A 26,606-nucleotide genomic window follows, 5' to 3' on the forward strand; every position below is an offset into this window, starting at 1 on the left:
TTTAAAAAGTTTTTTTTAGGCTTATGAGTTTTTTATTTTTAATAGCATACTGCAGCGGCTCTAAAACGGAAAATCAATATCAAACCTGAAATAAAATATTTTACAGTGAGAACTTGAACCCGAAGAAAACACCGAACCTGTCAACACGCTCAGTTGGCAAAGGGCGTGGGAGTACACGCCAGATAAAATCAACACTGAAGAATTTGAAAATATTATCAACGCCAGTGCCTACTTCAAGGTACATTTTATTATCGAGCGTTTTAAAAGGATTGCCTGGTACAAAATTGAGTTTATAATTGGCATCAGACAGGCCGCCGATTATACCCTTGGCTTCCCAAAACTGGCGCAGCTTTAATTTGCGGGTAAGCTTTGTATAGCGGAATATGCCTGAGCCGATGTTATGTTCAATATTAAACCCGGCATAACGGTCAGTAAGGTATTCAAACCTGTCGATAAGATTAAATGAATATTTGCTGTAATAATACCAGTTATTACCGGGCAGAATGGCCAGCATTTGATAAGGCGCAGTGCCAAAAACTTTTCCTGCAAACACATTATAATACAAAGTGCCGTAGGGAGCAATTTTAAGGTAATCTGATACCGAAATATTTATTTTATCGTACCGGTAACTGCTGTTAAATGCACCCGGAAAAGCATGTGTATAATTTAACTCAACAACCGGGTAGTTACTGCCGAGGTTATATCTTTCAAAATTATCTTCAATAGTGCGTTCCTGGTATGCATAGCGAAGCCGTAAACCTGTTTCAAATGTGCTGAAGGGGTCGCCTGTTTTTGCAGGAAAATAATTAGCGCCGGGAAGGTTTAATACAGCTTCATACTGCCTGCTGCTTGCCGTAAGGCCAATGCCAAACCCACTGAACGTTTCACGATAGTATTCAAACTTTTTTTCTGTAACCTGCTGCAGCCTGTACTCCATGCCCGGCTTGCGAAGAAAGAATCCGAACACGTTATCGGAGCCAAGCTGATCATAAACAACCTGGCCGTTATCAATATCTTTCTTATAATAAAAATCAATATAACTCCAGGGTGAACGGCTGAGCATATATTTCGCTTCAGCCTTGCCTTTAAAGGTTTTGTCTGCAAAGCCATAAGCCAAATAACCGCGCAGGTTTAATTTCTTATTAAAACCGCGGTTGGTAGCCAGGTCAAAACGCATTCTTGTGCCTTCATACGTATTGCCCGATACCCAGTAATACCACGGGCCTATGCGCACATTACCAACATCGAGGGTGCCCGTTGTAAGAAAATTAAATGCATGCTGGTACCGTATATAAGTTTTATTGTTGGTTAAAGTGTCCAATACTTTATACACAGTTTGTTCATTGGCATTTAAAGGTTCGTGCCTTCTTTCCTGCCAGAAAGAATCGGGCTTGTTTTGAGCTCCGCGTTTTAATAAAATATCTTCATTCGATTTGTTGGAATCGAGCGCTGCTGTAACAATGTTACTGTTAAGCAATACATTTTTATAGGTGGTGGTTTTACGCGCCTTTAACCCAAGCCTTTTTTTACTGATGGGTGTAATGTCAGCCACAAACTTATCCTTGTATAAAAACCAGGTGCTGTCGTTTACCAGCTTAAATTCCTGTATCAGCGTTAATCCCGTAATGAAATTAATGTTGGCATCTGTGGCAGGGCGCAGCATTATTTTTTGTATGGAAAAACTGGTATCGTGCACCCAGCAATCCCCTTCAAAAAACTCACCGCCCGGGCGGTTTGGCTTAAAAGCAAAATGCACCAGCCTTTTACCTGCCAGGTATTGTGTATCGAGTAATTTGAAATTATAGAAATCATCGCCATTATCACTAAACGGCCCCACATACTCCCGGTTAAAAACAGGAATAGTGTTATCATAAACATTTATGTTTTGATAAGTGTTGCCCAACTGCTTTATATAGCTTTCGTTTTCTATACCGTTGGTTATAGTAGCCTTTATTATTTCACGTGTTTTGCGTGGGGCTTTCTGGTAATAATAATCAGAAAGTGTTTCGGTTAAATATACAGGCAGAAAAGGTTCTTTTTCCGACGTGCTGTCAACATAATCCAGCACAAATTTTAAAGGTTTCAGGAGGAAATTTTTACCCAGTTTTTCTTTGTTCACATTATCAAGGTCAAGTTCCAGCTTATTATAAACCTCATAGCCGTAATTACTGAATTGCCGCCGGTCGTTTTCCGGTTTGTGTGCAATAATTTTTCGCCAAAACCATAAAGCACGGTTATATTTTGTTTTTACCACCACTTCATCTTTTGACTGCATAACCGTAAGATGCACGGTGATAAAAGAAGAATCTTCTATATCGGCCACAGGTATTTTTGTGGGTTCATAACCAACGCTGGTGATAGTAATGGTATCAACGGCAGTGCGGCTGTTTAAAGTAATGGAAAATTTGCCAAGCGAATCGGTAAGCATGCCGCCATTTTGTATAGCAAATTTCACAGAAACAAAAGGTATTGGCTCATCGCTTTGTTTATCCAATACTTCGCCCTGGATTATTTTGGTTTGGGCAACAGCATAAAACGGCATAAAGCTCATAAGCGCCGGTATAAACTGCAACAACACCTTTCGCATGTGGCAAAATTATTCTCAAACACGCAAATGTGTAAAGAATTATCAACCGTTTAACTAATTGTGTAAAAGGCCGTTTTGAAAAGTAAGCAAAAGTTATAAGATAAACACAACAGGAAAAACATCTAAAAAAAATTATAAAGATGCCTGTGTTACTATGCATGAAAATTAAAAAATGTGGTTTGGTATGGAATTGGTTTAATTAATCGGAAAAAAGAATTTATGAAAAACGAATCCACATCAAAAACCACTTCACGTACTACATCTAAAAGCGCTTCTAACGGGTCAGGCCACAAAGAAAATCTTTCAAAGATTTTTGAAGACACGCTGAAAGACATCTATTGGGCAGAAAAACATCTTTCCAAAGCATTACCCAAAATGAGTAAAGCTGCCTACGATGAGCAGTTAAGTGCGGCTTTCGACAATCATTTAAAAGAAACAGAAGGGCATATTGAAAGGCTGGAACAGGTGTTTGAACAACTTGGTAAAAAAGCGCAGGCAAAAAAATGCCCTGCTATGGAAGGCCTGGTGGAAGAAGGCAAAGAAGCAATAGAAGAATACGATAAAGGTTATGCACGGGATGCAGCCCTTATCATCGCCGCACAAAAAGTAGAGCATTATGAAATTGCAGCTTACGGTTCTTTAAAAGCACATGCAAAAATGATGGGTGAAGATGAAATTGTTTCTTTACTTGAACAAACAGAACAGGAAGAAGGCAATGCTGATAAAAAGCTTACGCAAATTTCAAAAACTGTAAATGAACAGGCCTACAGTGCATAATGCAAGTGAAATAAATTTATTATTGAATCATTTAAATTAAATATTATGAATAAGAAGATAATTGCAGGCGCAGTAATTGCATTGGCAGCCGGTATAGCCACATATATCTACAGGCGTAACAAAAATAAAATAAATGAATATGCAGCAGATGCATACGATGAAATAGGAGATACAATGCATGTTACAGAAGACAGGCTTGAAACAGCTTTCTCTTAATTGTTTTCCAACCTTAGATTAAAACAGAACCCCGCCATCGGCGGGGTTTTTGTTTGAACACTATTAAAAAAGGTAATGAAAAAGCGTTTGTCTGTAAAAGGGTTGTTTGAAGTTTTTAAAGAATCATTTAAAGGATTTGGAAATGATAAAGTAACCAAGCTTAGCGGCAGCCTTGCTTATTACACCGTTTTTTCATTAGGCCCGCTAATGGTAATTATTATTTCTTTATGCAGCATTTTTTTAGGCCGCGAAGCCATTGAAGGAAGAGTGTATGATCAGCTTGTAAATTTTGTGGGTGCCGATACCGCTTTGCAATTACAACAGGTAATTAAAAATGGTTTCATAAATGGTAAAGGCGCTTTTGCGGCCATTATTGGCGTTATCACTTTATTAATAGGCGCTACCACTGTTTTTGGGGACATCCAGGATTCCATTAATAAAATATGGAACCTTAAACCCAAGCCTAAAAAAGGCTGGCTTAAAATGCTTCGCAACAGGTTTTTATCTTTTTCAGTAATAGCAAGCCTTGGTTTTTTATTGCTGGTATCGCTGGGTATATCTGCCATTATAGAAACTTTAATGAGCAGTTTTAAAACCCGCTATCCAGATGTAGCGGTTCACATTGTTTACATTATAAACCTGGTATTAACATTCGGCATAACGACGCTGATATTTGCAGTAATATTTAAAGTGCTGCCTGATGCACAGATTAAATGGAAAGATATAATGTCCGGCGCTGTTGCCACTTCTGTATTATTCATGTTGGGCAAATTCGCCATTTCATTTTATATAGCTAAAACAAATGTAGGCAGCACGTATGGCGCGGCAGGTTCCATTGTAATCCTGCTGGTATGGGTATATTACTCTTCAATTATTCTATATTTTGGCGCGGAATTCACAAAGGCTTACGCTGTTAAATATGGCTCTTCCATTCATCCTAACGATTATGCGGTTACCATGAAACAGGTGGAAGTTGAAACGGGCGAACAAACTGTGCAATCAAATGAAAAAAAGGATGTGGCTGCAAATAAAAAACAAGTGAAATAGTTAAATATATTTCTGGTTTTCAGGTTCCGGGCATTCTAAGTTAATCACATGATTTAAACATTATATCTTGCAGCATTTTGTAACTGCTACTTGTATCTGTAGCTTAGTAGTTTGTTTTATTTGAAGTGATGAAATTATACCCGGAATCAGCAGAACAACAGCTTGAATTTTCTAAAATAAAAAACCTTTTAGCCGCATATTGCGATACTGATTATGCAAAAGAAAAGGTATCGCAGCTTCGCATTCATACCAAGAAAGAAATCATACAGCTCCAGTTGCAGCAGGCCCATGAATGTAAACTCGTAGTGGAGCAAGGCCAGTCATTGCCCAATAATTTCAGTTTAAACCTAAACCGCAGTTTAAAATTATTAAGTATAGAAGGCGGTGTATTACAAACGGAAGATTTTATAAACATCCGCAAACTGGCTGCCAATACAGAAAGAATATTCCGCTGGTTTGATGCGGAGCGCAGGCTGGCCTATGCCGCGTTATATAAAGTGCTGGAAAATTCTTACTATGAAAAAACCATCATGCAAATGATTGATGAAATATTTGATGATGGCGGCAATATAAAAGATAATGCCAGCGAAGCACTTCAAAAAATAAGGCAAAACCTTTTTCGCAAACGCAATGAATTAAGGCGTGTATTTGAGAAAGCCGTAGCCCGTTTGAACAGGGCCGGATACAGTGCGGAAATTGAAGAAAGTTTCAGCAATGGCAGGCGGGTAGTGGCTGTTTTTTCAGAATATAAACGGCAGGTAAAAGGCATTTTGCATGGCGAAAGCGACAGCCGTAAAACAGCTTTCATAGAACCCGAAGAAACCATAGAATTAAATAATGAAGTTTTTTCGCTGGAAAATGAAGAGAAGAAAGAAATCTACCGGATTTTAAAACAGTTAACGGCGAACCTTTCCGTTTACGGCGGCCTTCTGTTGCAATGGCTGCAGATTGCCGGTGAATATGACTTTATAAATGCCAAGGCAAAATTTGGTATTGATATAAAAGGCAATTTTCCAAATATTTCAGATAAAGCCATCGTTGATTTAAGGGAAGCATATCATCCGTTATTACTGCTGCATAATAAGCAATCGGGCAGGCAAACCATCCCGGTTACATTAAGGCTTGATGAACAAAACCGCCTGCTTGTTATAAGCGGCCCTAATGCCGGTGGTAAAACTGTTACCATGAAAACCATCGGGCTTAACCAGGTGATGCTGCAAAGCGGGTTGCTGGTGCCGGTGCACCACGATTCTGAAATGGGTATTTTCAAACAATTATTTATTCACATAGGCGATACGCAAAGCATAGAATTTGACCTGAGCACTTATTCTTCGCATTTGCTGCACATGAAATATTTTATTGAACATGCAAATGGCAAAACATTGTTTTTTATTGATGAACTGGGCAGCGGCACAGACCCTAATCTTGGCGGTGCTTTCGCAGAAATTATTTTAAATGAGCTTAACCGCAAACATGCTTTCGGAATAGTTACAACTCATTACCTTAACCTTAAAACGTTTGCCAATAAAACTCCTGGAATTATTAACGGTTCCATGATGTTTGATGAAGAAAACCTTCAACCTTTATTCAAATTATCTGTTGGAAAACCGGGCAGTTCTTATACCTTTGCAATAGCAGAACGCATTGGTTTACCCAAACACCTCATTGCGAATGCTAAAAAGCTGGTTGATGAAAATCATTTCCGTTTGGATAAGTTGTTAAACAGAACGGAAAAGGATCTTCAAACATTGCAAAAGGAAAAGCTCGATCTGAAAAAGTTATTGTCCGAAAATGAGCAACTGAAAAAGCAATTATCAACTGAATTAAGTAGGGAAAAGCACAGGCAGCAAATTGAAGTGTTAAAACTTCAGAATAAGGTTACTGAAGAGCGGATAGCTTATCTCAGGGAAATGGAGCGTAAGCTTAAACAGATTGTTTTAGATTGGAAAAAGACCGAGAATAAAAATGAGGTAATTAAGCAGTTACAGGAACTTTTATTTAAGCGTAAGGATAACCAGGTTAAGAACAGGCTGGAAAAGAAAATTGAATCAAAATACAGGGAATTACAAACGCCTGTTTCAGTTGGTTCAAAAGTAAAAATGAAAAAGAATTTCCAGGTAGGCGAAGTAAAGGAAATACGCGGTAAAAGGGCTGTAGTGCAAATTGGAATGGTTCCAATTAATATTGATTTGAACGATCTCGTACCCGTGGAAGAGAAATAAGAGGAGTAATAACACATATGCCAGCTTTTGATAAAGTATTATTTATTGATGACGACATCATAACGGTAAAGATTTGCGAACGCTTAATAAAGCTTACGGACTTTGCTGCTGAATTTGTTTCGTGCGAAGACGGTAGTAAGGCGCAAACTTTTTTAATGAAAAATACCGATAATTTGCCCGACCTGATATTCGTTGACCTGAATATGAGCGTGATGAACGGGTGGGAGTTTATTGAGTGGTTTAATGTTTGGTCTGAAACAATAACTAAAGACATTCCCGTATATATATTTTCTTCGAGTTTATACAAGGAAGATTATGACAGGGCCAGCAGTTATAAAACTGCGGGCTTTATTATAAAACCCATTACTGTTGAACATCTTTCAAAAATAACAGCCAAATATGCTTCCACGTAATTTATGTTATAAAGCCTTTGCTGATACCGTTAACTAGCTACCTTTGCCGGGCTTTATTTACTTATTAAAAAACACGCGATGGCTTCCAGGACCGACAATTTTCAATCGCCGGATTATTACCTTATAGATGAACTGTTAAGCGATGAACACAAGCTTGTTCGCGATACAGTACGCAATTATGTAAAGAAAGAAATTTCCCCCATTATTGAAGACTATGCGCAGCGCGCAGAATTCCCGGAATTTATAGTAAAGCAAATGGGTGAACTTGGCTGTTTTGGCCCAACCATTCCGCCTGAATATGGCGGCGGCGGTTTGGATTATATCAGTTATGGATTAATGATGCAGGAACTGGAGCGCGGCGATAGCGGTGTTCGCTCAACAGCAAGCGTACAGGGCAGTTTGGTTATGCATCCCATTTATGCTTATGGCAGCGAAGAGCAACGTAAAAAATATTTACCTAAGCTGGCAAGCGGCGAATGGCTGGGATGTTTTGGCCTTACCGAACCCGATTTTGGGAGCAATCCTGCGGGTATGGTAACGAATATTAAAGACGATGGCGATCATGTAATACTAAATGGCGCTAAAATGTGGATAAGCAATGCGCCTTTTGCGCAGGTGGCGGTTGTTTGGGCCAAAGATGAATACGGAGAGATACGCGGTTTAGTTGTTGAGCATGGTATGGAAGGTTTTACAACGCCCACAACGCATGGCAAATGGAGCCTGCGTGCCAGCGCTACGGGTGAACTCGTTTTTCATGATGTGCGCGTGCCCAAAGAAAATATTTTTCCAAACGTAAAAGGTTTAAAGGGGCCGCTTGGCTGTTTAACCAAAGCCCGTTATGGCATTGCCTGGGGCGCCCTTGGTGCTGCTATGGATTGTTATGATACAGCGCTCCAATACAGCAAAGAACGCGTGCAGTTTGATAAACCTATCGGTGCATTCCAGTTACAGCAAAAAAAGCTGGCTGAAATGATAACCGAAATAACAAAAGCACAACTGCTTGTCTGGCGGCTTGGTGTTTTAATGAATGAAGACCGGGCAACACCTGCACAGGTAAGTATGGCCAAGCGCAACAGTTGCGAAATAGCCGCGGATATTGCCCGTAATGCAAGGGCCATGCTTGGCGGCATGGGTATTACCGGCGAATACAGTATTATGCGCCACATGATGAACCTTGAAAGCGTACTCACTTATGAAGGCACACATGATATTCATTTGCTTGTAACCGGGATGGATGTAACGGGTTTTAATGCGTTTAAATAATCAGGTGAACGAAGATTAGGGATGTAAGATTTGCAGATTTTTTTATTGCCTCAATGTAGTTACGTTTTAAACCTGCTTTAATGCAGAACGTTCTTCCAGTATGCGTTCTGCAATCATCATGTCAACCGGCCTTGTGATTTTTATATTATCATATTCACCTTCCGTTAAAAAAATTTCAGTACCATAAGTTTCCACTACGGTTGCTTCATCTGTAAAAGCATCTGTATATTCCTGTTCAAAAGCCGGCAGAATAATATTGCTTAAAAATGTTTGCGGGGTTTGAATAATGCGAACATCTTCCCGCTTTGCAACGGTATGACAGGCATGATTTACGATGCGTATGCTGTCTGTTGCAGCAACAGCAGGAACAGCGCTTCCATGTTCCAATGCATTTTTATAACAGCGCTGAATTAATGGCACTGAAACAAGACAGCGCACAGCATCATGCACAAAAACCACAGATTCTTCTTTAATTTCTTTAAGGCCGCATTGCACGGAATGAAAGCGTGTATCGCCGCCTGTAATGATATTTATCCGGTCCTTTACTTCAAAGCTCTCAATAATAGCCTTGCCTTTTTGAATATGCTGGGCGGGTAAAACCAATATGATTTTTAAATCACTGTATGCCCGTAAAAAGGTGTCGAGTGTGTACCATAAAACAGCTTTTCCTTTCAGCAGCAAAAATTGTTTAGGTATAATATTGCCCATTCTTTTACCAGATCCGCCTGCAACTATTACCGCATATTTTTTCATTCAAAAATGTTTGTTTTTTTCAATTGCCTCATAAAGCCGTGCTATGTACATCGCCTTGTGTGAGGAAGATTATTATGCCGGTTTCATCGGGTAAAGAAAACGATTATTTCTTACTGATAATGGTGCAATACTATTGTTTGGTGAATGTGTAAGGGTCGGTCTCAAGAAAGTCGTTCACTTTAATATCAACTGAAACTACTCTGGCGCCGTCTGTTACAAAGTGCACGGGGAAAATTCCATAGGCTGGATTACTGTATTCAAGCAGCCACTCATTGCTATCCATGTATTCAATTTTTGCAGTGAGGTTATGCTTGTTGAATTTTAAAACCATATCTCCGCCAACAATTCTTATCGACATATCCCCGAAAACAGGATTGGTATAATCGCCTGTGTAAACGCTCAAGGAAAGCGGTGTTTTTTTATTCTTAACCCTTGCTTTATATGACTCTATTTCACTAAGCCTGCTGTTGCGGGCTTCAAGATAATTTGGCAAAGCCAGGGCGCTGTAATCTTTTGAAGGCAAACCAAAATATGCATCCAATATTTTATAGCGAAGCAATTCAAAAAACGACTGGTTATCGTTGTTTGTAAAAATTGCAATACCAAGGTTTTCTTCCGGCACAAAACAGGTATTGGTTACAAAGCCATCAGCGCCGCCGGTGTGTTCAAATACCTGTTTGCCGCCATAATCGCTCATAAAAACGCCCAATCCATAACCGAAATAATGATAAGGCAGGAAAGCATTTTTGCGGCTGGTAATAATCGTATTCATATCCCTTGTGGTGCGAATGGCCGGCCAAGGAATAATCTGCTTGTCATTATAACGGCCACTGTCAAGCTGCATCAGCAACCATTTTGAAATATCTTTCACACAGCTTACGATAGAACCGGCAGGGGCCATATTGTCAATATTATCATAAGGCAGTTTCTGTAAAGTTTCACTGAACGAATTACTATAAGGTGTTGCGGCGCCGGGCATTTGCTCCATATTATTACCAAGCGTGTGCGTGTTTTCCATGCCTAATGGCTCAACAATATTATCATACACATACACTTCCCATGGCTTGTGTGTAACTTTTTCAATTACCTGGCCCGCAGTTAAAAAACAGGTATTGCAATAGCCCCATTGCTGCCTGAAATTGCCTGTTGGTTTCAGCAGGCGCATTTTATACATGAGCGAATCCCTTGAATACTGGGAATTCCAGAATGTAAAATCGCCCTGGAAAGTTTTTGTGCCGAGATGATGAGAGAGCATATCCCTTATGGTTACCAGCTCGGTTGTTGTGCTGTCATACACCCGGTACCAGGGGAAATATTTTGTGATTTTATCATTTAATGAAAGTTCATTTTCATAGTCAAGTTTTGCAAGCGATGTGCCGGTAAAAAGCTTGGTGTTGCTTGCAATCATAAAAAGCGTGTTCTCGTCAACAGGCTCTTTTGTTTCAAGATTACGAACGCCATAACCTTTCATTAAGACTACTTTGCCATCTTTTACAATTGCAATGGCAAGACCGGGAATCTTCCAGTCTTTCATGCCTTTGTTAATATAACTATCAATACTATCTTTTACAAAGGAGGGTTGAGATTTAGCGTACGTGATTCCCAAAAGCAGAAGGATACAAAGCATTGTCTTTTTCATGATAGCAATTAAGCTTGAAAGATAATAATTTAATAAAATTGCCCTCCCTTAGCAAAAACCGTACGCAATTTTCTGTTTTACCTGTTGCTTAACTGCTGAATTCCGGATAATTATTTTTCATGCGATATTTTGCCTTCATGCAATAAACGGGTACTCTCGCTTTTGAACCTGCCGGTGTGCCGTTATTATTTTTATGTGTATTTTAATGAGAAGGCCATACAGCAAGTGATTGTTCGCTTTGCCGCTTTCTCTTATCTTCGTTACACTTCTAAATTTTTTTTATGAACCAATGGAAAGAATATCAACAACAGAATAAAGAGCGCTTCTTAAATGAATTAATTGATTTGCTGCGCATACCCAGCGTAAGCGCACGCAGTGAGCATAAAGATGATATGCTGGCCTGTGCAGAAGCTATGAAGCAAAAATTAATTGATGCAGGCGCTGATAAAGCTGAAGTATATAAAACGGCCGGCCATCCTATTGTATATGGTGAAAAAATAATCGATGCATCAAAGCCTGCCGTATTAGTGTATGGGCATTATGATGTGCAGCCGCCCGATCCGCTGGAACTCTGGCACAGCGGGCCGTTTGAACCGGTTGTAAAAGACGGGAAACTATATGCCCGCGGCTCTGCCGACGATAAAGGCCAGGTATATATGCATGTGAAGGCGTTTGAAACAATGACTGCCACTAACTCGCTTTCAACCAATATTAAATTTATTATTGAAGGCGAAGAGGAAGTGGGCAGCCCGAACCTTGCCACTTTTGTAAAAGAACATAAAGATTTATTAAAGGCCGATGTAATTCTCATAAGTGATACCTCTATGCTAAGCCTTGATACACCAAGTATGGATGTTGGCGTGCGTGGCCTGAGTTATATTGAAGTTGAAATAACCGGTCCTGACCGCGATTTGCACAGCGGTGTATATGGCGGTGCTGTTGCCAATCCTATTACTATACTTGCGCAGATGATAGCGAGCCTGCACGATAAAAATAATCACATAACTATACCTGGTTTTTATGATGATGTGGTGGAATCTTCTGCTGAAGAAAGAAAACTGATGGCTGAAGCACCATTTGATGCGGAAGCTTATAAGAAGGACCTCGGCATAAATGAATTATGGGGTGAGAAGGGTTATACAACCAATGAACGGACAGGCATTCGTCCTACACTTGAACTGAATGGTATATGGGGTGGTTATACAGGTGAAGGTTCCAAAACTGTTTTGCCTTCAAAAGCGCATGCAAAGATCAGTTGCCGGCTGGTGCCCAATCAAAAATCAGAAGCAATAACGGAATTGCTCATTAATCATTTGAAGAAAATTACACCGCCTTATGTGGATATAAAAATTATGGTGCATCACGGTGGCGAACCATATATGACGCCTATTGAAAGCAAGGGTTATAAAGCGGCTGCAAAAGCCATTGAAACAACTTTTGGAAAAGCGCCGATCCCCGTACGCGGCGGCGGAAGCATTCCTATCTGCTCATTATTTGAACAGGAACTTGGCATAAAAATTATTTTCATGGGCTTTGGTTTAGACAGTGACAACCTGCATAGCCCGAATGAAAAATTCGATCTTGCCAATTATTATAAAGGCATTGAAACCATTCCATATTTTCATAAATATTTTGCGGAAGAATAAAAGCTATTGTTTAAGTTATGTATCATACAAATGCATTTGCTTAAAACCAGCACTGCCTAACTCACTTCATAATCTGCCCGAAGCTATAAGTTTAGCTTCGGGCAGATTTCGTTTGTAATGCCCCGGATATGCTTTCGGATTAGCCAGCTTATCTGATAAATATTGCTGACATATTAGATGATAACACGCATTTAATTTGCTCTAAAAAAATAAAAGACAAATTTGTCTTTTATTTTTTTAGCATGTACTTTTGCGTTGTTATTAAACCACACAATTAAAAATTAAACATTATGGTAACGGCAGAAATTTTAGATGTTACCCGGATAGAACCAAAACTTAAACATCCAACTATTTTTAAGCATTTTGATGAGCTGGAGGCCGGTGAAAGTTTTATTATTGATAATGATCATGATCCAAAACCATTGTATTATCAGCTCCTGGGTGAACGCGGTAATATATTTAAGTGGGAATACCTTCAGCAGGGGCCCTTGCGCTGGCAGGTTAAAATTGCCAAAAACAAAAATGAAGAGCAGGAAAATGCTGTGTCGGTTTCTGAAAAAGACCTGCGCAAGGCTACCGTATTTAAAGCAAAAGGGATTGATTATAGCTGCAATACCGGTAAAGCATCTGAAAAAATATCAGAAGGGGAGAAGAAGCATATTGCTTTGCCCGGCATTGATAAACTGCAACTGAATTTTCTCTCAGATTATATCACTAACACGTATCATGCTTATATAAAAAGCAATGCAGAGGTTATAACAGGATTAGCAGAAAAAGTTGCTGAACGGCATGGCAGCCAGTACCCGCAACTAAACCGTCTTGCACAATCCATACCTTATTTTTTTAAGAGCCTTCAGGTGCATATTGATAAAGAAGACAATGCTGTTTTGCCGGCTATCAAACAAATTGCATCAGCAGAAAACAGCAGTGTTGAAGATGAAATAACTGATTTGGATATTGTTAAACAATCACTGCTGTTATTGCAGAAGGAGCATGTGATTATTACAGAAGACCTTGAGTATTTCCGCAGGCTAACTAATAATTACACGCTGCCTGATGGCGCCTGCAATTCATTTACTTATTTCTATCAAAAGCTGGAAGAATTGCATAGCACACTCGTGCATTGTATGCATGTGGAAGAAGATATGCTTTTTCCAAAAGTATCTGCGCTTGAAGCGGAAGCAGCAGAGGTTTAGTTGTGCACATTGCAATAAAATTATATCGCCATGGAAAAAATGATTATCAATGATCATACAAAAATATCGGAACTGATAGCCCTTAATAAGGCGGCCATTGATGCTATTGCAGCAGTTGCAAAACCGTTGCGCCGTTTAAAAAATCCTGTGCTGAGGAAGGTGATGGCTTCAAGGGTAAACATATCAGAGGCGGCAAAAATGGCTGATTGTAATGTAAAAGATATTGTGGCAGCATTAATACCACTGGGTTTCAGTTATGAAATAACTTCTTCAGTTAAAGAAGCAGCTATTCAACCTAAGCCCATTTGGCTGCGCAATACAAAAGAAAGCGATATTATATGGTATGATGTGCGTCCCATAATCGAGTCGGGCACAGACCCGCTGAGAAATATAATGGGAAAGTTTAAAGAAGTGGCGCCTGGCAAAGTATTATGCATCATCAACAGTTTTATTCCAACGCCATTAATTCATTTGCTGAAACAGGAAAAGGCAGAAGACAGTTATGTGGAAGCAAAAAGCAACACTGAATTTTATACTTATTTCCTGAAAAAGCAAAGAGACGATGTTGTAAATAAAGCTGCAGCTAATACAGGTGAGAAAGTGATTATGGATGATGCTGATTCTTTTCAATCGGTACATAATGCTTTTTCAAAAGAAAAGATTAAAGAAATAGATGTGCGCCACCTGGAGATGCCATTGCCAATGCAAACTATTTTAAAAGCATTAGAAGAATTGCCAAAAGGCAATATGTTATTTGTTCATCACAAAAGAGTGCCTGTATATCTTCTTGAAGATCTTGCAAATAAAAATTATGAAGTGCATATTCACACGATTGATGAAAAGAATGTGAAGATGATCTTATTTGAAACTTCATCAGTATAACATTAAATAATCCTGCTCAATGGCAGATATTAATATAGGCAAAGCACCACCCAACAATGCAGTTCTTCCTTTTTATGCAACGGCCACCATCGCATTTTGGGCACTTTGCCTTTTATTGTTTTTTGATGCAGGTAATCTTACAAACCACTATTTCAATCCACACCTGCTGGCAATTGTACATACAGCAGCGCTGGGCTGGGGAACGATGGTCATCTTTGGCGCAGCACATCAACTGCTGCCTGTAATTTGTGAGCGTGATTTGTTCAGCCCAACAATTGCGGCTATATGCTGGTACACATTAACAGCAGGTGTCGCTTTACTTATTGTTGCTTTCTATAACTTTTATACCGGATGGGTGATGATCAGTGGCGGCACGCTGATTGTGTTATCAGCATGTGCTTATTTTATCAATGTATTATTTACAAGCCACATTTGTATTCGTTATTCTGTAGTGAAATTATTTGTTGTTACTTCAGGTGCATGGTTATTGTTTACGGCTATAGCAGGATTACTGCTTGCAATTAATTTACGATATCCTTTCTTCAGCAAAAGCCACCTTGAGATTTTAAAGTTGCACGCACATGCAGGGTTAGCTGGCTGGTTTCTTCAACTAATAACCGGTGTGAGCAGTAAACTTGTGCCTATGTTTTTGTTAGGCAAATCTGCAAGGCAAAAGCTGCTGCTATATGCTTGCTTGTTTCAAAATGCAGGGTTATTATTTTTTCTATTGGATGGTTATTTTTTTGGCATTACTGCAGCAAGGGTTATTATATATGTCATATTGGTTGCTGCCGGTATTGTATGCTGGCTAATGTATTTATATGATGCATTTAGAAGCCGCGTTAGAAAAAATATAGACATTCAAATGAAACATACTTTTATTTCTTTCCTGTGCCTGGGCGCCGCTATATTATTGATACCTGTAATTGTATATGCCGCAGGTTCCCGTTGGGCAATATTATACGGCGCCCTTTTATTTATGGGATGGATAACAGGTATTATACTTGGTAAAACATTTAAAACATTACCTTTTATAGTATGGAATGCGCATTACAAAACGCTTTCAGGAAAAGTAAAGGTTCCTTTACCTAAACAATTGTATAGTGAAGTTCTGGTTAAATGGCAATTCAGGCTTTACATAGCTGCCGTTATATTGCTTTGCGCTGGCATCGTTATAAATGCGACTGTTATTATCCGTATCGCATCTGCAATATGGATAATGGTGTCTTCGCTGTATGTGATAAATGTAATGAAGGTGCTGCTGCATAAAACAAAAATTGTATCATGACTATATCATTAAGCGATCCATTTTCTGAGGAAAAATTAAAAGCACAGGAAGCACTATATAGTGTGATAGACCCGGAGCTTTTTGTGAATGTGATAGACCTTGGGCTGATATATGATGTAGCGTTTGACGGGGATAATATTGTTGTAACGATGACGCTCTCCACACCGCATTGCCCGATGGGCGAAGCCATTACCAACGGAGTGCAAAATGCATTGGAAAAAGTTTTTCCGGGTAAAGAAATAAGAATTGATCTGACATTTGATCCTCCCTGGGGGTTTGAAATGCTTACGCAGGAAGGCAGGATGCAATTGGGATTGAAATGAGCCTGTAAGCACGGCCGGCCCGCGATAGCAGTCTGATCGAAAGGAGGAGTGTGAATATATTTTTGAAATGCTTCATCAGGCCGGCTTCACTGTGCCGATGTAAGATTCCCGCTGCCTGCAAAATTTATTTAGCAAATAAAAGAGTTTTTTATCTTTTATTACAGATTGGGTTTTATCTTTGCACCATAAAAACAAAGAATGTTTTCAAAAACCTGCGAGTATGCTATAAGGGCTATGATATTTATTGCACAAAAAACAAAACAGGATAGCAGGGTTGGTATAAAAGATATAGCCAAAGGCATTAATTCACCCGAACATTTTATTGCAAAAATTTTGCAGGATTTAACCCGCAAAGGCTTGCTGCAATCTGCAAAAGGCCCTTCCGGCGGGTTTTATCTTGATAAGACATCTATGAAACAATCGCTGGCAGACGTTGTGAAGGCAGTGGATGGCGATAAGATTTTTTATGGCTGCGGCCTCGGTTTAAAGCAATGCTCGGAAATAAAACCATGCCCCATTCATTTTCAATTCAAGAAGGTGCGACAGGAGTTATCAAATATGCTGCAAAACGCAAGAATAGATGCTTTTACAGAAGCGCTTGAAAATAATACGGCTTTTTTAAGAAGATAAATTTTTTTGAAATAATAAAAGACAAAAAGGTATTAATATCTTAAATATGAAATGCAGGAATAAATTATTGATGAAATGCCTGGTTATTATCCCATTGCTGTTTACCGCTTTTCCATTGTGGGCGCAGGGCATGAAACCATCGGCTTTTTCGTTTGAATCAAAAGAAGCATGGCTGTGGCTTATGCTAATCATTGCGCTTATGCTGCTCATAGCTGCCGTTATGCTTAAGGAAAAGGTTTCAGCATTAACGAGCAATTATAAAAAGCACAAAACAGAAGCATATAAAGAGAAGCTAAAGGAATATACACAGCAGCTCAACAGCAAACAGATTGAACAATTATTGCAGCACCGTAATAAAAAATCTTTCCGCAATGCAGGCAATATTCTCTTAATCTTTTTTGCATCATTATTTATTTTTTTACCAGGCAGCCTTATAGCTCAAACACCCGAAAAGCCCGATGCATCTTCATTGCTGGGCGAAGGCGGCATTATTATTACCATCATACTAATTCTAATTCCTATACTGGCCGGCCTTATTCTTCTTACCATTAAAATAAGCAATGCCATAAACCGGCAGCGGAATAAGATGCGGCTTGAAGAAGCCGCAAAGCTGGCCGAATACCTTGAAACATTGCCGGATGAAGAAATAAATGATGTGTTGAAGAAGAGAAAAGAAGCGCTCGATTATTCGCTTACGCATAATGAATTGTCAGGAAGCGAACCCGCAGAAGATTCAAGAGGTTTGCTGAACATTAGCCAGGAGCCGGGCATGCCGATAGTTGCCATTAAAAAGAAAGCCTTGCCGCGGCCTAATATTGATCCTGCTTTATCCCGGCTGGTACTTTGGTATTTAGGTTGCGCTGCATTTTGGTTGCTGTTTGGAACCACTATCGGCGAATACCTCGGTATTAAATTCGTGGCGCCCGATGCTGACCATGTGAGCTGGCTTAGCTTTGGCCGTTTACGTCCTGTGCATACTAATTCTGTATTCTGGGGCTGGGCTTCACTGGGCATGCTTGGGCTGGGTAACTATATAGTGCCGAGGGTAAGCAATGTAAAAATGTATAGCATAAAACTTGGCTGGTATGCGCTGTTCTTTATTAATGCGGCGGTTATTATTGGTTCTGTTTGTTTAATGGCAGGCATTAATAACGGCGGCGGCGAATACCGCGAATATATATGGCCTGTAATGCTGCTATTCGGTATTGGCCTTGCACTCAGCCTCATCAATTATATTAAAACCATTGCCGTCCGAACCACAAAAGAAATTTATATCTCTAACTGGTATATGGTATCGGCTATTATTTTCACTATCGTAATCTCACTAACTGCTTATATTCCTTCCTGGCAAAATGGTTTGGGAGAAACCATCGTTCAGGGTTATTACATGCACCAGGGTGTAGGAATGTGGTTTATGTTGTTTACACTTGGCATTGTGTATTATTTCCTGCCGCAGCAACTTAATAAACCTATTTATTCCTACAGCCTTGGTATTCTTGCTTTCTGGACACAAATATTATTTTACACGCTTATCGGCACACACCATTTTGTATTCAGCGCTATACCCTGGTGGCTGCAAACCGTAGCTATAGTTGGCAGCGGGGGCATGGCTATTCCGGTAATTGCAGGCACCACTAATTTCCTGATGACTTTTAAAGGCGCCTGGTATAAAATAAAAGACAGCTATACGCTTCCTTTCTTTTTGGTAGGTATCATCTTTTACTTCACAGGTTCCATGCAGGGTACGGCAGAAGCATTCCGTTCTACCAATCTTATCTGGCATTTTACTGATTTTACCGTAGCGCATTCCCATCTAACCATGTACGGTATTATATCTTTCTTTTTATGGGCCTGCATATATGCTGTGGTGCCAAGGCTTACCGGCAAAGAAGCACCGCAAATAACAGTGGGCGCTCATTTCTGGATGGCCCTGATAGGATTACTTTTTTACACTGTGCCGCTTATGTATGGCAGCACATTAAAAGGTTTATTGTGGCTGAATGGCAAGCCTTTTATGGATGGTGTAAAGCTAATGGAACCTTACTGGTTATGGCGGGCAATTGGCGGCACCCTTATGTGGCTTTCTCATGTATTCTTTGCTTATAATATGTATAAGATGATAAAACGCACTAACGAAGTAGATGTAAAATCATCTGCTATTCAGCAACTCGAAAAAGACAGTTCATTCATTTCACCTGCCAAATCATATTAATCATAATGGAATTCTTTAATAATCATAAAAAGCTTTTTGGTACTGCCACGTTAATGTTTGTTGGTTTAACGTTGATGGTGGCAATTCTGCCGGCTATCCATAACCAGGAAAATAACCAGCAATTGCCCGGAGCAGAAAAATTGAGTGCTGACGCTGTGAAGGGCAAAGCATTGTTTGTAGCGAATGGATGTGTTGCCTGCCATACGCAACAGGTACGCAATGTGGATATGGATAAAAGCTGGGGCAGCCGCCCCAGCCTTGCGGCAGATTATGCTGGTATAAAACGCACCGATTTCTGGCGTAACACTGCCACATTAATGGGAACAGAACGTACAGGCCCGGACCTTACTGATGTGGGTAACCGCCAGCCATCAAAGGACTGGAACCTTGTGCATCTTTTTAACCCGCGCATTGTGGTGAAGGAATCTGTGATGCCTGCTTATTCCTGGTTGTTCACCATAAAAAAAGAACCTTCAAAAAATGATGTGGTGGTAAACGTTCCTGCGGAATATTTAAAAGGGAAGGAAGGCAAAGTGGTGGCAACAAAAGATGCCCTGTATTTGATTGCTTATCTCCAGTCGCGCAAGCAAACCAAGTTGCCAGACGGAACTGCTCAACCAGAATTCTTATATAAAAGAGAAGTAAAAAAAGAAGCTGCGGGCGGCGCTGCTGCTGAAGATGCAGGTGCAAACGGACAAGCATTATTTGTTGCCAACTGCCAGTCATGCCACCAGGAAAATGGGGAAGGCCTGCCAGGTGCATTTCCGCCGTTAAAAGGAAGCCCTGTGGTATTGGGCGATGACCTTGAGTTATATGTGAATATTATAATGAATGGTTATGATGCAAGGCAGGAATACGGTGTAATGCCGGCAGTAGGAACCAATATGAGTTTCAGTGAAAACGAAGTGTCTGCTATCATCAATTATGAACGCAGCAGTTGGGGTAATAACGGCAAACACGTGACGCCTGAAGAAGTGAAGAAGATCATGGATTTTGTAAAATTAAACGCCCCCAAATAATGAAGAAATTAATAAACAGTATCCTTATTTTTTTTGTCGCATCAGTGGGCACTGTTGCGGCATGCCCTGCCTGTGAACAGAGCCAGCCTAAAATTTTAAGAGGCATTACACATGGTGCGGGCCCGGACAGCCGCTGGGATTATCTTATCGTATATATAGCTGTCATAATTGTGTTAGCAACGCTTTTCTTTTCAGTGAAATGGCTTGTAAAGCCAGGTGAAAAATCGAAAGAACACATTAAGCGAATGATTTTAAACAACCAATAATATGCGTGATAAAAGTACCATATTCATTTTTATTGATGAGGATACCAAGCCTGTGGCAGAAGTGCTTTCACCGGTGAGTTTTGAATTAGATACCCGCAAGCTTACGGATGGAGAACATATATTGAAGATTGTGAGTAAAGATCCTGCGGGCAAAGAAGGCATCCGTAAAATTCCGTTCGTTGTGCGCAATGGCCCTGCCATAGCGGTTGAAGGGATTAAAGAAAATGCGGTAGTAGATGGCGTGCTGCCCTTGATGATTAATGCTTATGGCAAAGGCGATCAGAAATCTTTTCTTATTGAAGGAAGTGAAACGCCGCAAAGCATTCCTGCCTGGGTTTGGATACTTATCATTGGCTTTACAGGATGGGCGCTGTTTTACCTGGTGAGATATTTTGCTGCATCATAAATCTTGAATGGCAGCGGCATAAAGCGTTTCATCATAGCAAATAATAATGAATTAACTGAAATTAATCTTATTAAAAAGCTCAATATTCATTCAACATGGCAACAGTAAAATTACCCGTAGCAATTGTTATCACTTTTGTGTGGATTGGCTTTGTTTGCGCTATCAGCTTTATGGAATCATGGATTAAATTCCGGGCGCCTAACGTTACACTTTCTGTGGGGCTCGGCATAGGCCGAATTGTTTTTAAAGCGCTCAATCGTGTGGAAATTTTATTATCGGTTATCATATTTATTAACCTGCTGCTTTCAGGAAACCAACTGTTAACACTCCGTAATCTTACTTTTTTTATTCCATTATTAGTCGTTCTTATGCAGGCTTTCTGGCTTTTGCCGGCGCTCGATGCACGTGCTGAGCTACGCATGCAGAATGCAGTGCTGCCGCCATCCAACCTGCATTTTTATTATATAGGAACAGAAGTGCTTAAAGTGGCATGCCTGTTCATATTTGGCACTTCTCTTTTCAAATAAAAAATATTTAATCATGAATAATATAACAGCGCATACCATCGTGGGCCAACTGGTAGCCAGCGATTATAATACTGCATCCGTATTTCAATCTTATGGCATTGATTTTTGCTGCAAAGGCAATAAGACTATTGACGAAGCCTGTGCGAATCAAAAAATAGATGTAAATAATTTGTTGAATGCATTGCAACAGGCTACTGCGAAAAGTGATGAAAAGGCAATTGATTATAATTCCTGGCCATTGGACCTGCTTGCCGATTACATTGAAAAAAAACATCACCGTTATGTAGAAATGAAAACAGGAGAGATAAAACCTTTTCTCAACAAAGTAGTAAGCGTGCACGGTTCGCGGCATCCCGAGCTTGAAGAAGTGCAGCAATTATTTGATGAATCTGCAGGTGAATTAGCCATGCACATGAAAAAAGAAGAATTGATTTTATTTCCGTTTATAAGAAAAATGGTGGCTGCTGCAAACAGTGGCGACGATCTTACTGCGCCGCGTTTTGGAACAGTACAAAATCCTATTGCTGCAATGCTGCATGAACATAATGCGGAAGGTGATCGTTTTGGCAGGATAGCAGCGCTTACGCAAAACTATACGCCGCCTGCTGACGCCTGCAACACATACAGGGTTACTTTGGCTATGCTGAAAGCATTTGAAGAAGACCTGCATTTGCACATTCACCTGGAGAATAACATTCTTTTTCCAAAAGCTATTGCAATGGAAGAACAAATGCTGCATTAGAGTTTGAATGGTTGCTGCTTATAATTAGGAAAAGGATGAAGCATTGAATTCGTTTAATTTGCAACATGCAACACTTAATTATAAGCCGCAACATGATGAAGCATTCCATCTTATTACTATTAGTTGGTTTTGTATCAGCAAACTCGTTTGCCCAATCAGTTGAACAATCTGTATATAACCCTAAAGAATTGTTCGCACAAAATTTCTTTACTAAGAATGGAAACGAATTCCGCTCATCAAACGGCGCTCCCGGCCCGCAATACTGGCAAAACAAAGCAGACTATAATATTAAAGCAGCCATCGACACCGTATCTAATATTTTAACCGCTGCTGAAACCATTTATTATACTAACAACGGTCCTGATTCATTGCCTTCTTTATGGTTAGAAATTGATCAGAATACCTATAAAGAAGATGCCCGGTCAAACTTTTACACAACAGGCCGGCGTGTAAATAAAATGCATACAAACGGGTATGAATTTAAAAGTATTTCAACCGGGTATAAGGGCAAAACCTCAACAGCAGATTATATTATTACCGATACAAGATTGCAGTTAAGGTTAGCGAATGCGTTACCGCCAAAACAAAGCATAACCATTAATATCAGTTATCAATATACTATACCGGGCGCTTTTGGCGGAAGAACAGATTACTATGCAACCAGGAATGGAAAGGTGTATGAAATAGCACAATGGTACCCACGTATGTGTGTATATGATGATTTAAATGGCTGGGCAAATCTTCCTTTTCTTGGAAGCGGCGAATTTTATTGCGAGTATGGCGATTTTGATTATACAGTTACTGTACCTCAAGGGATGATTGTTGCGGGCAGCGGAGAATTGCTGAACGAAAAAGAAGTATTGTCACCAGCACAAATAAAAAGATTGAATGATGCAAGAGCAAGCAATGAAACTGTAATGATAAGAACGCAGGATGAAGTGAACAATGATGCTCAAAAAACATTCAGCAACAAAACCCTTACCTGGCATTTTAAAATGAACAATACACGCGATGTGGCATTTGGCGTATCAAAGGCATATATGTGGGATGCCGCAAAAGTGAATTTACCTGATAGCAAAAAATGTTTGGCAATGTCTGTTTATCCTGTTGAAAGCGCAGGCAATGATGCATGGGGCAGGGCAACGGAATACCTGAAAAAATCAATTGAATATTTTTCAGAGAAATGGTTTGTATATCCATATCCTGTTGCTATAAATGAAGCAGGTGTGGCAGGTGGCATGGAATATCCCGGAATTGTGTTTGACGGCTGGCGCGATAAGTCTGATGAATTGTATTGGGTAACGGCGCATGAAATTGGCCATAACTGGTTTCCAATGATTGTGGGCAGTGATGAGCGCCGTTATGCATGGATGGATGAAGGCTTCAATACATTTATTGATGTATATGCGGCTGATGATTTTAATAAAGGCGAATATGCGCCTAAACGCGATGGTGAATATGCACCTAAGAAAGGTAATCCTGCTGATGAAATTGTGCCGTTATTAAAAGATTCATTGGCGCCTTCTATGATGAGCCGCGCCGATATGCTTACAGAAAAATACCGCCATCCATTGGTGTATTTTAAACCGGCATTTGGTTTGGTTTTACTGCGTGAAGTTATATTGGGTCACGACCGTTTTGATTATGCATTTAAAAAATACACCGAACGATGGGCTTATAAACATCCTTCACCGGATGATTTTTTCAGAACCATGAATAATGAAGCAGGCGAAGACTTATCATGGTTTTGGAAAGAATGGTTTGTACACAATTGGCAATTGGATATTGCAGTTGCAGATGTAAGCAATAAAACGGAAGAAGGCGCAAACGCCGCAACCATTGTTATAAATAATCTGCAAAAAATGGCCATGCCCTGCACCGTTGAACTGACTTTAAAAGATGGCAGTAAACAGCTTGTGCAATTGCCTGTGGAAACATGGCTGCAATCAGCCAAATTTATATTGCGTGTAAAAACATCGCAGCCGGTACAATCAGTTATTGTAGATCCCAAACATGAATTGCCTGACAGTAACAGGAATAATAATGTATGGAAAGCAAGTTGAATATAATCCCGGCGATTTATATATAATGGCTAAAACGTTTTCGTAAATAAAGGCTTTGGTTCTATCAGTCATAAATAATATACTTCGTACACTTGCTTCTTTAATTCATTACAGGATAAATTATAATGAGCTTGCAATCTTTATTTGATCTTTCAGGAAAAACGGCACTGGTTACCGGTTGCGATAAAGGTATTGGTAAAGCATACGCAATTGCTTTGGCCGAAGCCGGTGCAGATATTATTGGCGCATCCCGTTCACTGGAAAGCGGCAGCAGCATTGAAAAAGAAGTTACAGCGCTTGGCAAATTATTCAAGCCCTATAAAGTTGATCTTGGCGACAGGGCGGGCATATATGCTTTTATAGAAAAAGTAAAAGCTGAAAATAAAACCATTTATATACTTGTAAATAATGCAGGCATTATTATGCGCAAGCCTGCGGCAGAACATCCCGATGAATATTGGGATAAAGTGATTGACATAAACCTTAATGCCCAGTTTATTTTAACCCGTGAGTTTGGAAAAGATATGATTGAAAAAGGCTTGGGTAAAATTGTGTTTACCTGTTCGTTGCTTTCTTACCAGGGCGGTATTACGGTGCCAGGTTATACAGCAAGTAAATCAGCTATAGCAGGACTTGTAAAAGCATTTGCCAACGAATGGGCTGGCAAGGGCGTTAACATAAATGGCATTGCGCCCGGTTATATTGCAACAGATAATACAAAACCTTTGCGTGAAGATGCAGTAAGAAATAAATCAATCCTCGAACGTATTCCGGCTAACCGCTGGGGCACACCCGAAGATTTAAAAGGCGCAATTGTATTTTTATGTTCACATGCATCAGATTATGTAAATGGCACTATATTAAATGTTGATGGCGGCTGGATGGCGAGGTAAGGAGAAGCAGGAATAGGGAATTGGGTGTAAGGAGTTAGATATAATTGCAGAGACTTACATTCACGGTTCACTTTTGACAATTCACGAAAAAAGATAATCATGGAAATAAGATTTGAACACGGTATTAAAGAAACAGCAGCAATGCAAACAGAAGAATTGCGTTCATCTTTTCTGGTTGACAAGCTGATGCAGGATGATAAAATTCAATTGGTATATTCTCATTATGACCGCGTAATTGTTGGCGGCGCCAAGCCCGTTAATCAAAAATTATTTTTAGATACACATGCAGAACTGCGTGCTGATTATTTTTTACTGCGCCGTGAGCTGGGTATTATTAACGTTGGCGGCAAAGGAAAAGTTACTGCCGATGATGTTGTGTATGAGCTGGATAAACTTGACTGTTTATATGTAGGCAAGGGCATACAAAAAGTTTTTTTTGAAAGTGCTGATGCAACACAGCCCGCCGTTTTTTACCTGTTGTCGTCGCCGGCGCACGCTGCATATCCTGTGCAGGTTGCCCGAAAAGCAGAAGTGGAAAACGCAGTGCTTGGTTCTTTGCAAACCAGCAATGAAAGAACCATCTATCGTTATATTCATGAGAATGGTTTAAAGAGTTGCCAGCTTGTAATGGGTTTAACCATTTTAAATACCGGAAGTGTTTGGAATACCATGCCCGCACACACTCATACACGCCGCATGGAAGCTTATTTTTATTTTGATGTGGCCGATGACCAGCGTGTATTTCATTTTATGGGCCAGCCACAGCAAACAAGACATATTGTGGTGGCTAATCATGAAGCGGTTATTTCACCGTCGTGGAGTATTCATGCAGGCTGTGGCACCAGTAATTATGGATTTATATGGGGCATGGCCGGCGAAAATTATACTTATTCCGATATGGATGCGGTAGCTATTGCTGATTTAAAATAACATGGTATTGACCTTCGTCTTCGCAGCAAATCAGGTATTCAACCTTGATTATATTTACAAACATCAATAAAGGCTCTTTAAAAGATTTGCAGGCTTAAGTGACCGATTATTTAAATTTGAAATAAACAAATTAATATGAAAACACTTATGCTAACCTGCATTTCCATGCTCTTTTGTTTTTGCCAGTTGCAGGCACAAACAAACAGTAATTATGATTCGGTGCTTGCCAAAAAATTACAGGCCGATGATTACGGAATGAAATCATATATTTTAGTTATGCTGAAGAAGGGAAGTGCTGCTGATACATCTAAAACAACCCTTGCAACTATTTTCAGGGGGCACATGGACAACATAAAAAAACTTGCTGCTGAAAATAAATTAGTGCTTGCCGGCCCAACAGGAAATAATGATAAAGGCTACGAAGGCATATTTGTTTTTAATACTTCCAACATTAACGAAGCCAAACAGTGGTTAAGCACCGACCCTGCTTTTCAATCCAAACACCTGGATGCAGAACTGTATGAATGGTATGGCCCTGCAGCCTTGCAGGAAATAATTAGCCTGAATCAAAAAATTACAAAAAAGAGTTTCTGAACTTATGAATGCTTTCTTTTAACAGGCATATTAACTGCTGCCGGAAATTTTATCATAGCATTTACAATAAAT

The 26,606-nt window shown here is 39.8% G+C and carries 25 protein-coding genes; 22 read left to right on the forward strand and 3 right to left on the reverse strand.

Features of this window, described 5'->3' with window-relative positions:
• Positions 1-100: 100 nt before the first annotated feature.
• Positions 101-2,587 carry a DUF5686 family protein gene (locus tag BM015_RS06135; protein ID WP_090656016.1) on the reverse strand — a complete coding sequence of 829 codons (2,487 nt, stop codon included), beginning with the start codon at positions 2,585-2,587 and terminating at the stop codon, positions 101-103.
• A 219-nt stretch (positions 2,588-2,806) separates the two neighbouring features.
• Between BM015_RS06135 and BM015_RS06140 the strand changes: the two genes are divergently transcribed.
• From BM015_RS06140 to BM015_RS06160, 6 genes are all read left to right on the forward strand, one after another.
• Entirely contained in the window at positions 2,807-3,364 is a 558-nt protein-coding gene (locus tag BM015_RS06140) for a YciE/YciF ferroxidase family protein (RefSeq protein ID WP_090656212.1), read from the forward strand.
• Positions 3,365-3,409: 45 nt separating this feature from the next.
• Positions 3,410-3,580: a hypothetical protein gene (locus tag BM015_RS21520; protein WP_177191828.1), complete on the forward strand. Its 171-nt coding sequence runs from the start codon at positions 3,410-3,412 to the stop codon at positions 3,578-3,580.
• A gap of 75 nt (positions 3,581-3,655) precedes the next feature.
• The gene (locus BM015_RS06145) at positions 3,656-4,627 is read left to right on the forward strand and encodes a YihY/virulence factor BrkB family protein (RefSeq protein WP_090656019.1); all 972 of its coding nucleotides are present in this window, start codon (positions 3,656-3,658) and stop codon (positions 4,625-4,627) included.
• Positions 4,628-4,755: 128 nt separating this feature from the next.
• Entirely contained in the window at positions 4,756-6,849 is a 2,094-nt protein-coding gene (locus tag BM015_RS06150) for an endonuclease MutS2 (RefSeq protein WP_090656021.1), read from the forward strand.
• Between the two features lie 17 nt (positions 6,850-6,866).
• Positions 6,867-7,262, forward strand: coding sequence for a response regulator (locus tag BM015_RS06155; RefSeq protein ID WP_090656024.1), 396 nt, complete (start codon positions 6,867-6,869; stop codon positions 7,260-7,262).
• A 78-nt stretch (positions 7,263-7,340) separates the two neighbouring features.
• Positions 7,341-8,525, forward strand: coding sequence for an acyl-CoA dehydrogenase family protein (locus BM015_RS06160; protein WP_090656027.1), 1,185 nt, complete (start codon positions 7,341-7,343; stop codon positions 8,523-8,525).
• 66 nt (positions 8,526-8,591) lie between these two features.
• Here BM015_RS06160 and BM015_RS06165 read toward each other — a convergent pair whose 3' ends face one another.
• Complete coding sequence (locus tag BM015_RS06165; RefSeq protein ID WP_090656030.1) at positions 8,592-9,278, reverse strand: 2-C-methyl-D-erythritol 4-phosphate cytidylyltransferase; 687 nt, start codon at positions 9,276-9,278, stop codon at positions 8,592-8,594.
• A gap of 130 nt (positions 9,279-9,408) precedes the next feature.
• Positions 9,409-10,917 (reverse strand): serine hydrolase, encoded by a 1,509-nt coding sequence (locus BM015_RS06170; protein ID WP_090656036.1) that lies wholly within the window; start codon positions 10,915-10,917, stop codon positions 9,409-9,411.
• Between the two features lie 281 nt (positions 10,918-11,198).
• Between BM015_RS06170 and BM015_RS06175 the strand changes: the two genes are divergently transcribed.
• The 16 genes from BM015_RS06175 (at position 11,199) to BM015_RS06250 (ending at position 26,534) form a co-directional block, all read left to right on the forward strand.
• Entirely contained in the window at positions 11,199-12,563 is a 1,365-nt protein-coding gene (locus tag BM015_RS06175) for a dipeptidase (RefSeq protein ID WP_090656039.1), read from the forward strand.
• Between the two features lie 290 nt (positions 12,564-12,853).
• A complete protein-coding gene (locus tag BM015_RS06180; RefSeq protein WP_090656042.1) occupies positions 12,854-13,759 on the forward strand; it encodes a DUF2249 domain-containing protein in 906 nt (301 codons plus the stop codon).
• Between the two features lie 30 nt (positions 13,760-13,789).
• Positions 13,790-14,641, forward strand: coding sequence for a DUF2249 domain-containing protein (locus tag BM015_RS06185; protein WP_090656045.1), 852 nt, complete (start codon positions 13,790-13,792; stop codon positions 14,639-14,641).
• A gap of 19 nt (positions 14,642-14,660) precedes the next feature.
• Positions 14,661-15,929 carry a hypothetical protein gene (locus tag BM015_RS06190; RefSeq protein WP_090656049.1) on the forward strand — a complete coding sequence of 423 codons (1,269 nt, stop codon included), beginning with the start codon at positions 14,661-14,663 and terminating at the stop codon, positions 15,927-15,929.
• Positions 15,926-16,252, forward strand: coding sequence for a metal-sulfur cluster assembly factor (locus tag BM015_RS06195; RefSeq protein ID WP_090656052.1), 327 nt, complete (start codon positions 15,926-15,928; stop codon positions 16,250-16,252). Before BM015_RS06190 ends, BM015_RS06195 begins: the two co-directional genes overlap by 4 nt.
• Positions 16,253-16,450: 198 nt before the next feature.
• The gene (locus tag BM015_RS06200; protein ID WP_090656055.1) at positions 16,451-16,882 is read left to right on the forward strand and encodes an RrF2 family transcriptional regulator; all 432 of its coding nucleotides are present in this window, start codon (positions 16,451-16,453) and stop codon (positions 16,880-16,882) included.
• Positions 16,883-16,928: 46 nt separating this feature from the next.
• On the forward strand, positions 16,929-19,094 hold the full coding sequence (locus BM015_RS06205; protein ID WP_245751257.1) for a cbb3-type cytochrome c oxidase subunit I: 2,166 nt from the start codon (positions 16,929-16,931) through the stop codon (positions 19,092-19,094).
• A gap of 5 nt (positions 19,095-19,099) precedes the next feature.
• Positions 19,100-20,113 (forward strand): cytochrome c, encoded by a 1,014-nt coding sequence (locus BM015_RS06210; protein WP_090656059.1) that lies wholly within the window; start codon positions 19,100-19,102, stop codon positions 20,111-20,113.
• Positions 20,113-20,379 (forward strand): hypothetical protein, encoded by a 267-nt coding sequence (locus BM015_RS06215; protein ID WP_090656062.1) that lies wholly within the window; start codon positions 20,113-20,115, stop codon positions 20,377-20,379. Before BM015_RS06210 ends, BM015_RS06215 begins: the two co-directional genes overlap by 1 nt.
• A gap of 1 nt (position 20,380) precedes the next feature.
• Entirely contained in the window at positions 20,381-20,785 is a 405-nt protein-coding gene (locus BM015_RS06220; protein WP_090656065.1) for a cytochrome C, read from the forward strand.
• Positions 20,786-20,880: 95 nt separating this feature from the next.
• Complete coding sequence (locus BM015_RS06225) at positions 20,881-21,312, forward strand: hypothetical protein (protein ID WP_090656069.1); 432 nt, start codon at positions 20,881-20,883, stop codon at positions 21,310-21,312.
• A 13-nt stretch (positions 21,313-21,325) separates the two neighbouring features.
• Positions 21,326-22,054, forward strand: coding sequence for an iron-sulfur cluster repair di-iron protein (gene ric / locus BM015_RS06230; protein ID WP_090656219.1), 729 nt, complete (start codon positions 21,326-21,328; stop codon positions 22,052-22,054).
• 65 nt (positions 22,055-22,119) lie between these two features.
• The gene (locus BM015_RS06235) at positions 22,120-24,117 is read left to right on the forward strand and encodes a M1 family metallopeptidase (RefSeq protein WP_245751259.1); all 1,998 of its coding nucleotides are present in this window, start codon (positions 22,120-22,122) and stop codon (positions 24,115-24,117) included.
• A 125-nt stretch (positions 24,118-24,242) separates the two neighbouring features.
• Positions 24,243-25,010, forward strand: coding sequence for an SDR family NAD(P)-dependent oxidoreductase (locus tag BM015_RS06240; protein WP_090656072.1), 768 nt, complete (start codon positions 24,243-24,245; stop codon positions 25,008-25,010).
• A 99-nt stretch (positions 25,011-25,109) separates the two neighbouring features.
• Positions 25,110-25,940 (forward strand): 5-dehydro-4-deoxy-D-glucuronate isomerase, encoded by an 831-nt coding sequence (gene kduI, locus BM015_RS06245; protein ID WP_090656076.1) that lies wholly within the window; start codon positions 25,110-25,112, stop codon positions 25,938-25,940.
• A gap of 135 nt (positions 25,941-26,075) precedes the next feature.
• Entirely contained in the window at positions 26,076-26,534 is a 459-nt protein-coding gene (locus BM015_RS06250) for a YciI family protein (RefSeq protein WP_218148440.1), read from the forward strand.
• The last annotated feature ends 72 nt before the right edge of the window (positions 26,535-26,606 follow it).

Origin of the sequence: Parafilimonas terrae (genome assembly GCF_900115755.1) — a bacterium.
Classification (GTDB): domain Bacteria; phylum Bacteroidota; class Bacteroidia; order Chitinophagales; family Chitinophagaceae; genus Parafilimonas; species Parafilimonas terrae.

Bases quoted from the DNA above. Each gene is read 5' to 3' on its own strand.
- BM015_RS06135 (WP_090656016.1), bottom strand. From the start codon at position 2,587: ATGCGAAAGGTGTTGTTGCAGTTTATACCGGCGCTTATGAGCTTTATG.
- BM015_RS06140 (WP_090656212.1), top strand. From the start codon at position 2,807: ATGAAAAACGAATCCACATCAAAAACCACTTCACGTACTACATCTAAA.
- BM015_RS21520 (WP_177191828.1), top strand. From the start codon at position 3,410: ATGAATAAGAAGATAATTGCAGGCGCAGTAATTGCATTGGCAGCCGGT.
- BM015_RS06145 (WP_090656019.1), top strand. From the start codon at position 3,656: ATGAAAAAGCGTTTGTCTGTAAAAGGGTTGTTTGAAGTTTTTAAAGAA.
- BM015_RS06150 (WP_090656021.1), top strand. From the start codon at position 4,756: ATGAAATTATACCCGGAATCAGCAGAACAACAGCTTGAATTTTCTAAA.
- BM015_RS06155 (WP_090656024.1), top strand. From the start codon at position 6,867: ATGCCAGCTTTTGATAAAGTATTATTTATTGATGACGACATCATAACG.
- BM015_RS06160 (WP_090656027.1), top strand. From the start codon at position 7,341: ATGGCTTCCAGGACCGACAATTTTCAATCGCCGGATTATTACCTTATA.
- BM015_RS06165 (WP_090656030.1), bottom strand. From the start codon at position 9,278: ATGAAAAAATATGCGGTAATAGTTGCAGGCGGATCTGGTAAAAGAATG.
- BM015_RS06170 (WP_090656036.1), bottom strand. From the start codon at position 10,917: ATGAAAAAGACAATGCTTTGTATCCTTCTGCTTTTGGGAATCACGTAC.
- BM015_RS06175 (WP_090656039.1), top strand. From the start codon at position 11,199: ATGAACCAATGGAAAGAATATCAACAACAGAATAAAGAGCGCTTCTTA.
- BM015_RS06180 (WP_090656042.1), top strand. From the start codon at position 12,854: ATGGTAACGGCAGAAATTTTAGATGTTACCCGGATAGAACCAAAACTT.
- BM015_RS06185 (WP_090656045.1), top strand. From the start codon at position 13,790: ATGGAAAAAATGATTATCAATGATCATACAAAAATATCGGAACTGATA.
- BM015_RS06190 (WP_090656049.1), top strand. From the start codon at position 14,661: ATGGCAGATATTAATATAGGCAAAGCACCACCCAACAATGCAGTTCTT.
- BM015_RS06195 (WP_090656052.1), top strand. From the start codon at position 15,926: ATGACTATATCATTAAGCGATCCATTTTCTGAGGAAAAATTAAAAGCA.
- BM015_RS06200 (WP_090656055.1), top strand. From the start codon at position 16,451: ATGTTTTCAAAAACCTGCGAGTATGCTATAAGGGCTATGATATTTATT.
- BM015_RS06205 (WP_245751257.1), top strand. From the start codon at position 16,929: ATGAAATGCAGGAATAAATTATTGATGAAATGCCTGGTTATTATCCCA.
- BM015_RS06210 (WP_090656059.1), top strand. From the start codon at position 19,100: ATGGAATTCTTTAATAATCATAAAAAGCTTTTTGGTACTGCCACGTTA.
- BM015_RS06215 (WP_090656062.1), top strand. From the start codon at position 20,113: ATGAAGAAATTAATAAACAGTATCCTTATTTTTTTTGTCGCATCAGTG.
- BM015_RS06220 (WP_090656065.1), top strand. From the start codon at position 20,381: ATGCGTGATAAAAGTACCATATTCATTTTTATTGATGAGGATACCAAG.
- BM015_RS06225 (WP_090656069.1), top strand. From the start codon at position 20,881: ATGGCAACAGTAAAATTACCCGTAGCAATTGTTATCACTTTTGTGTGG.
- ric (WP_090656219.1), top strand. From the start codon at position 21,326: ATGAATAATATAACAGCGCATACCATCGTGGGCCAACTGGTAGCCAGC.
- BM015_RS06235 (WP_245751259.1), top strand. From the start codon at position 22,120: ATGCAACACTTAATTATAAGCCGCAACATGATGAAGCATTCCATCTTA.
- BM015_RS06240 (WP_090656072.1), top strand. From the start codon at position 24,243: ATGAGCTTGCAATCTTTATTTGATCTTTCAGGAAAAACGGCACTGGTT.
- kduI (WP_090656076.1), top strand. From the start codon at position 25,110: ATGGAAATAAGATTTGAACACGGTATTAAAGAAACAGCAGCAATGCAA.
- BM015_RS06250 (WP_218148440.1), top strand. From the start codon at position 26,076: ATGAAAACACTTATGCTAACCTGCATTTCCATGCTCTTTTGTTTTTGC.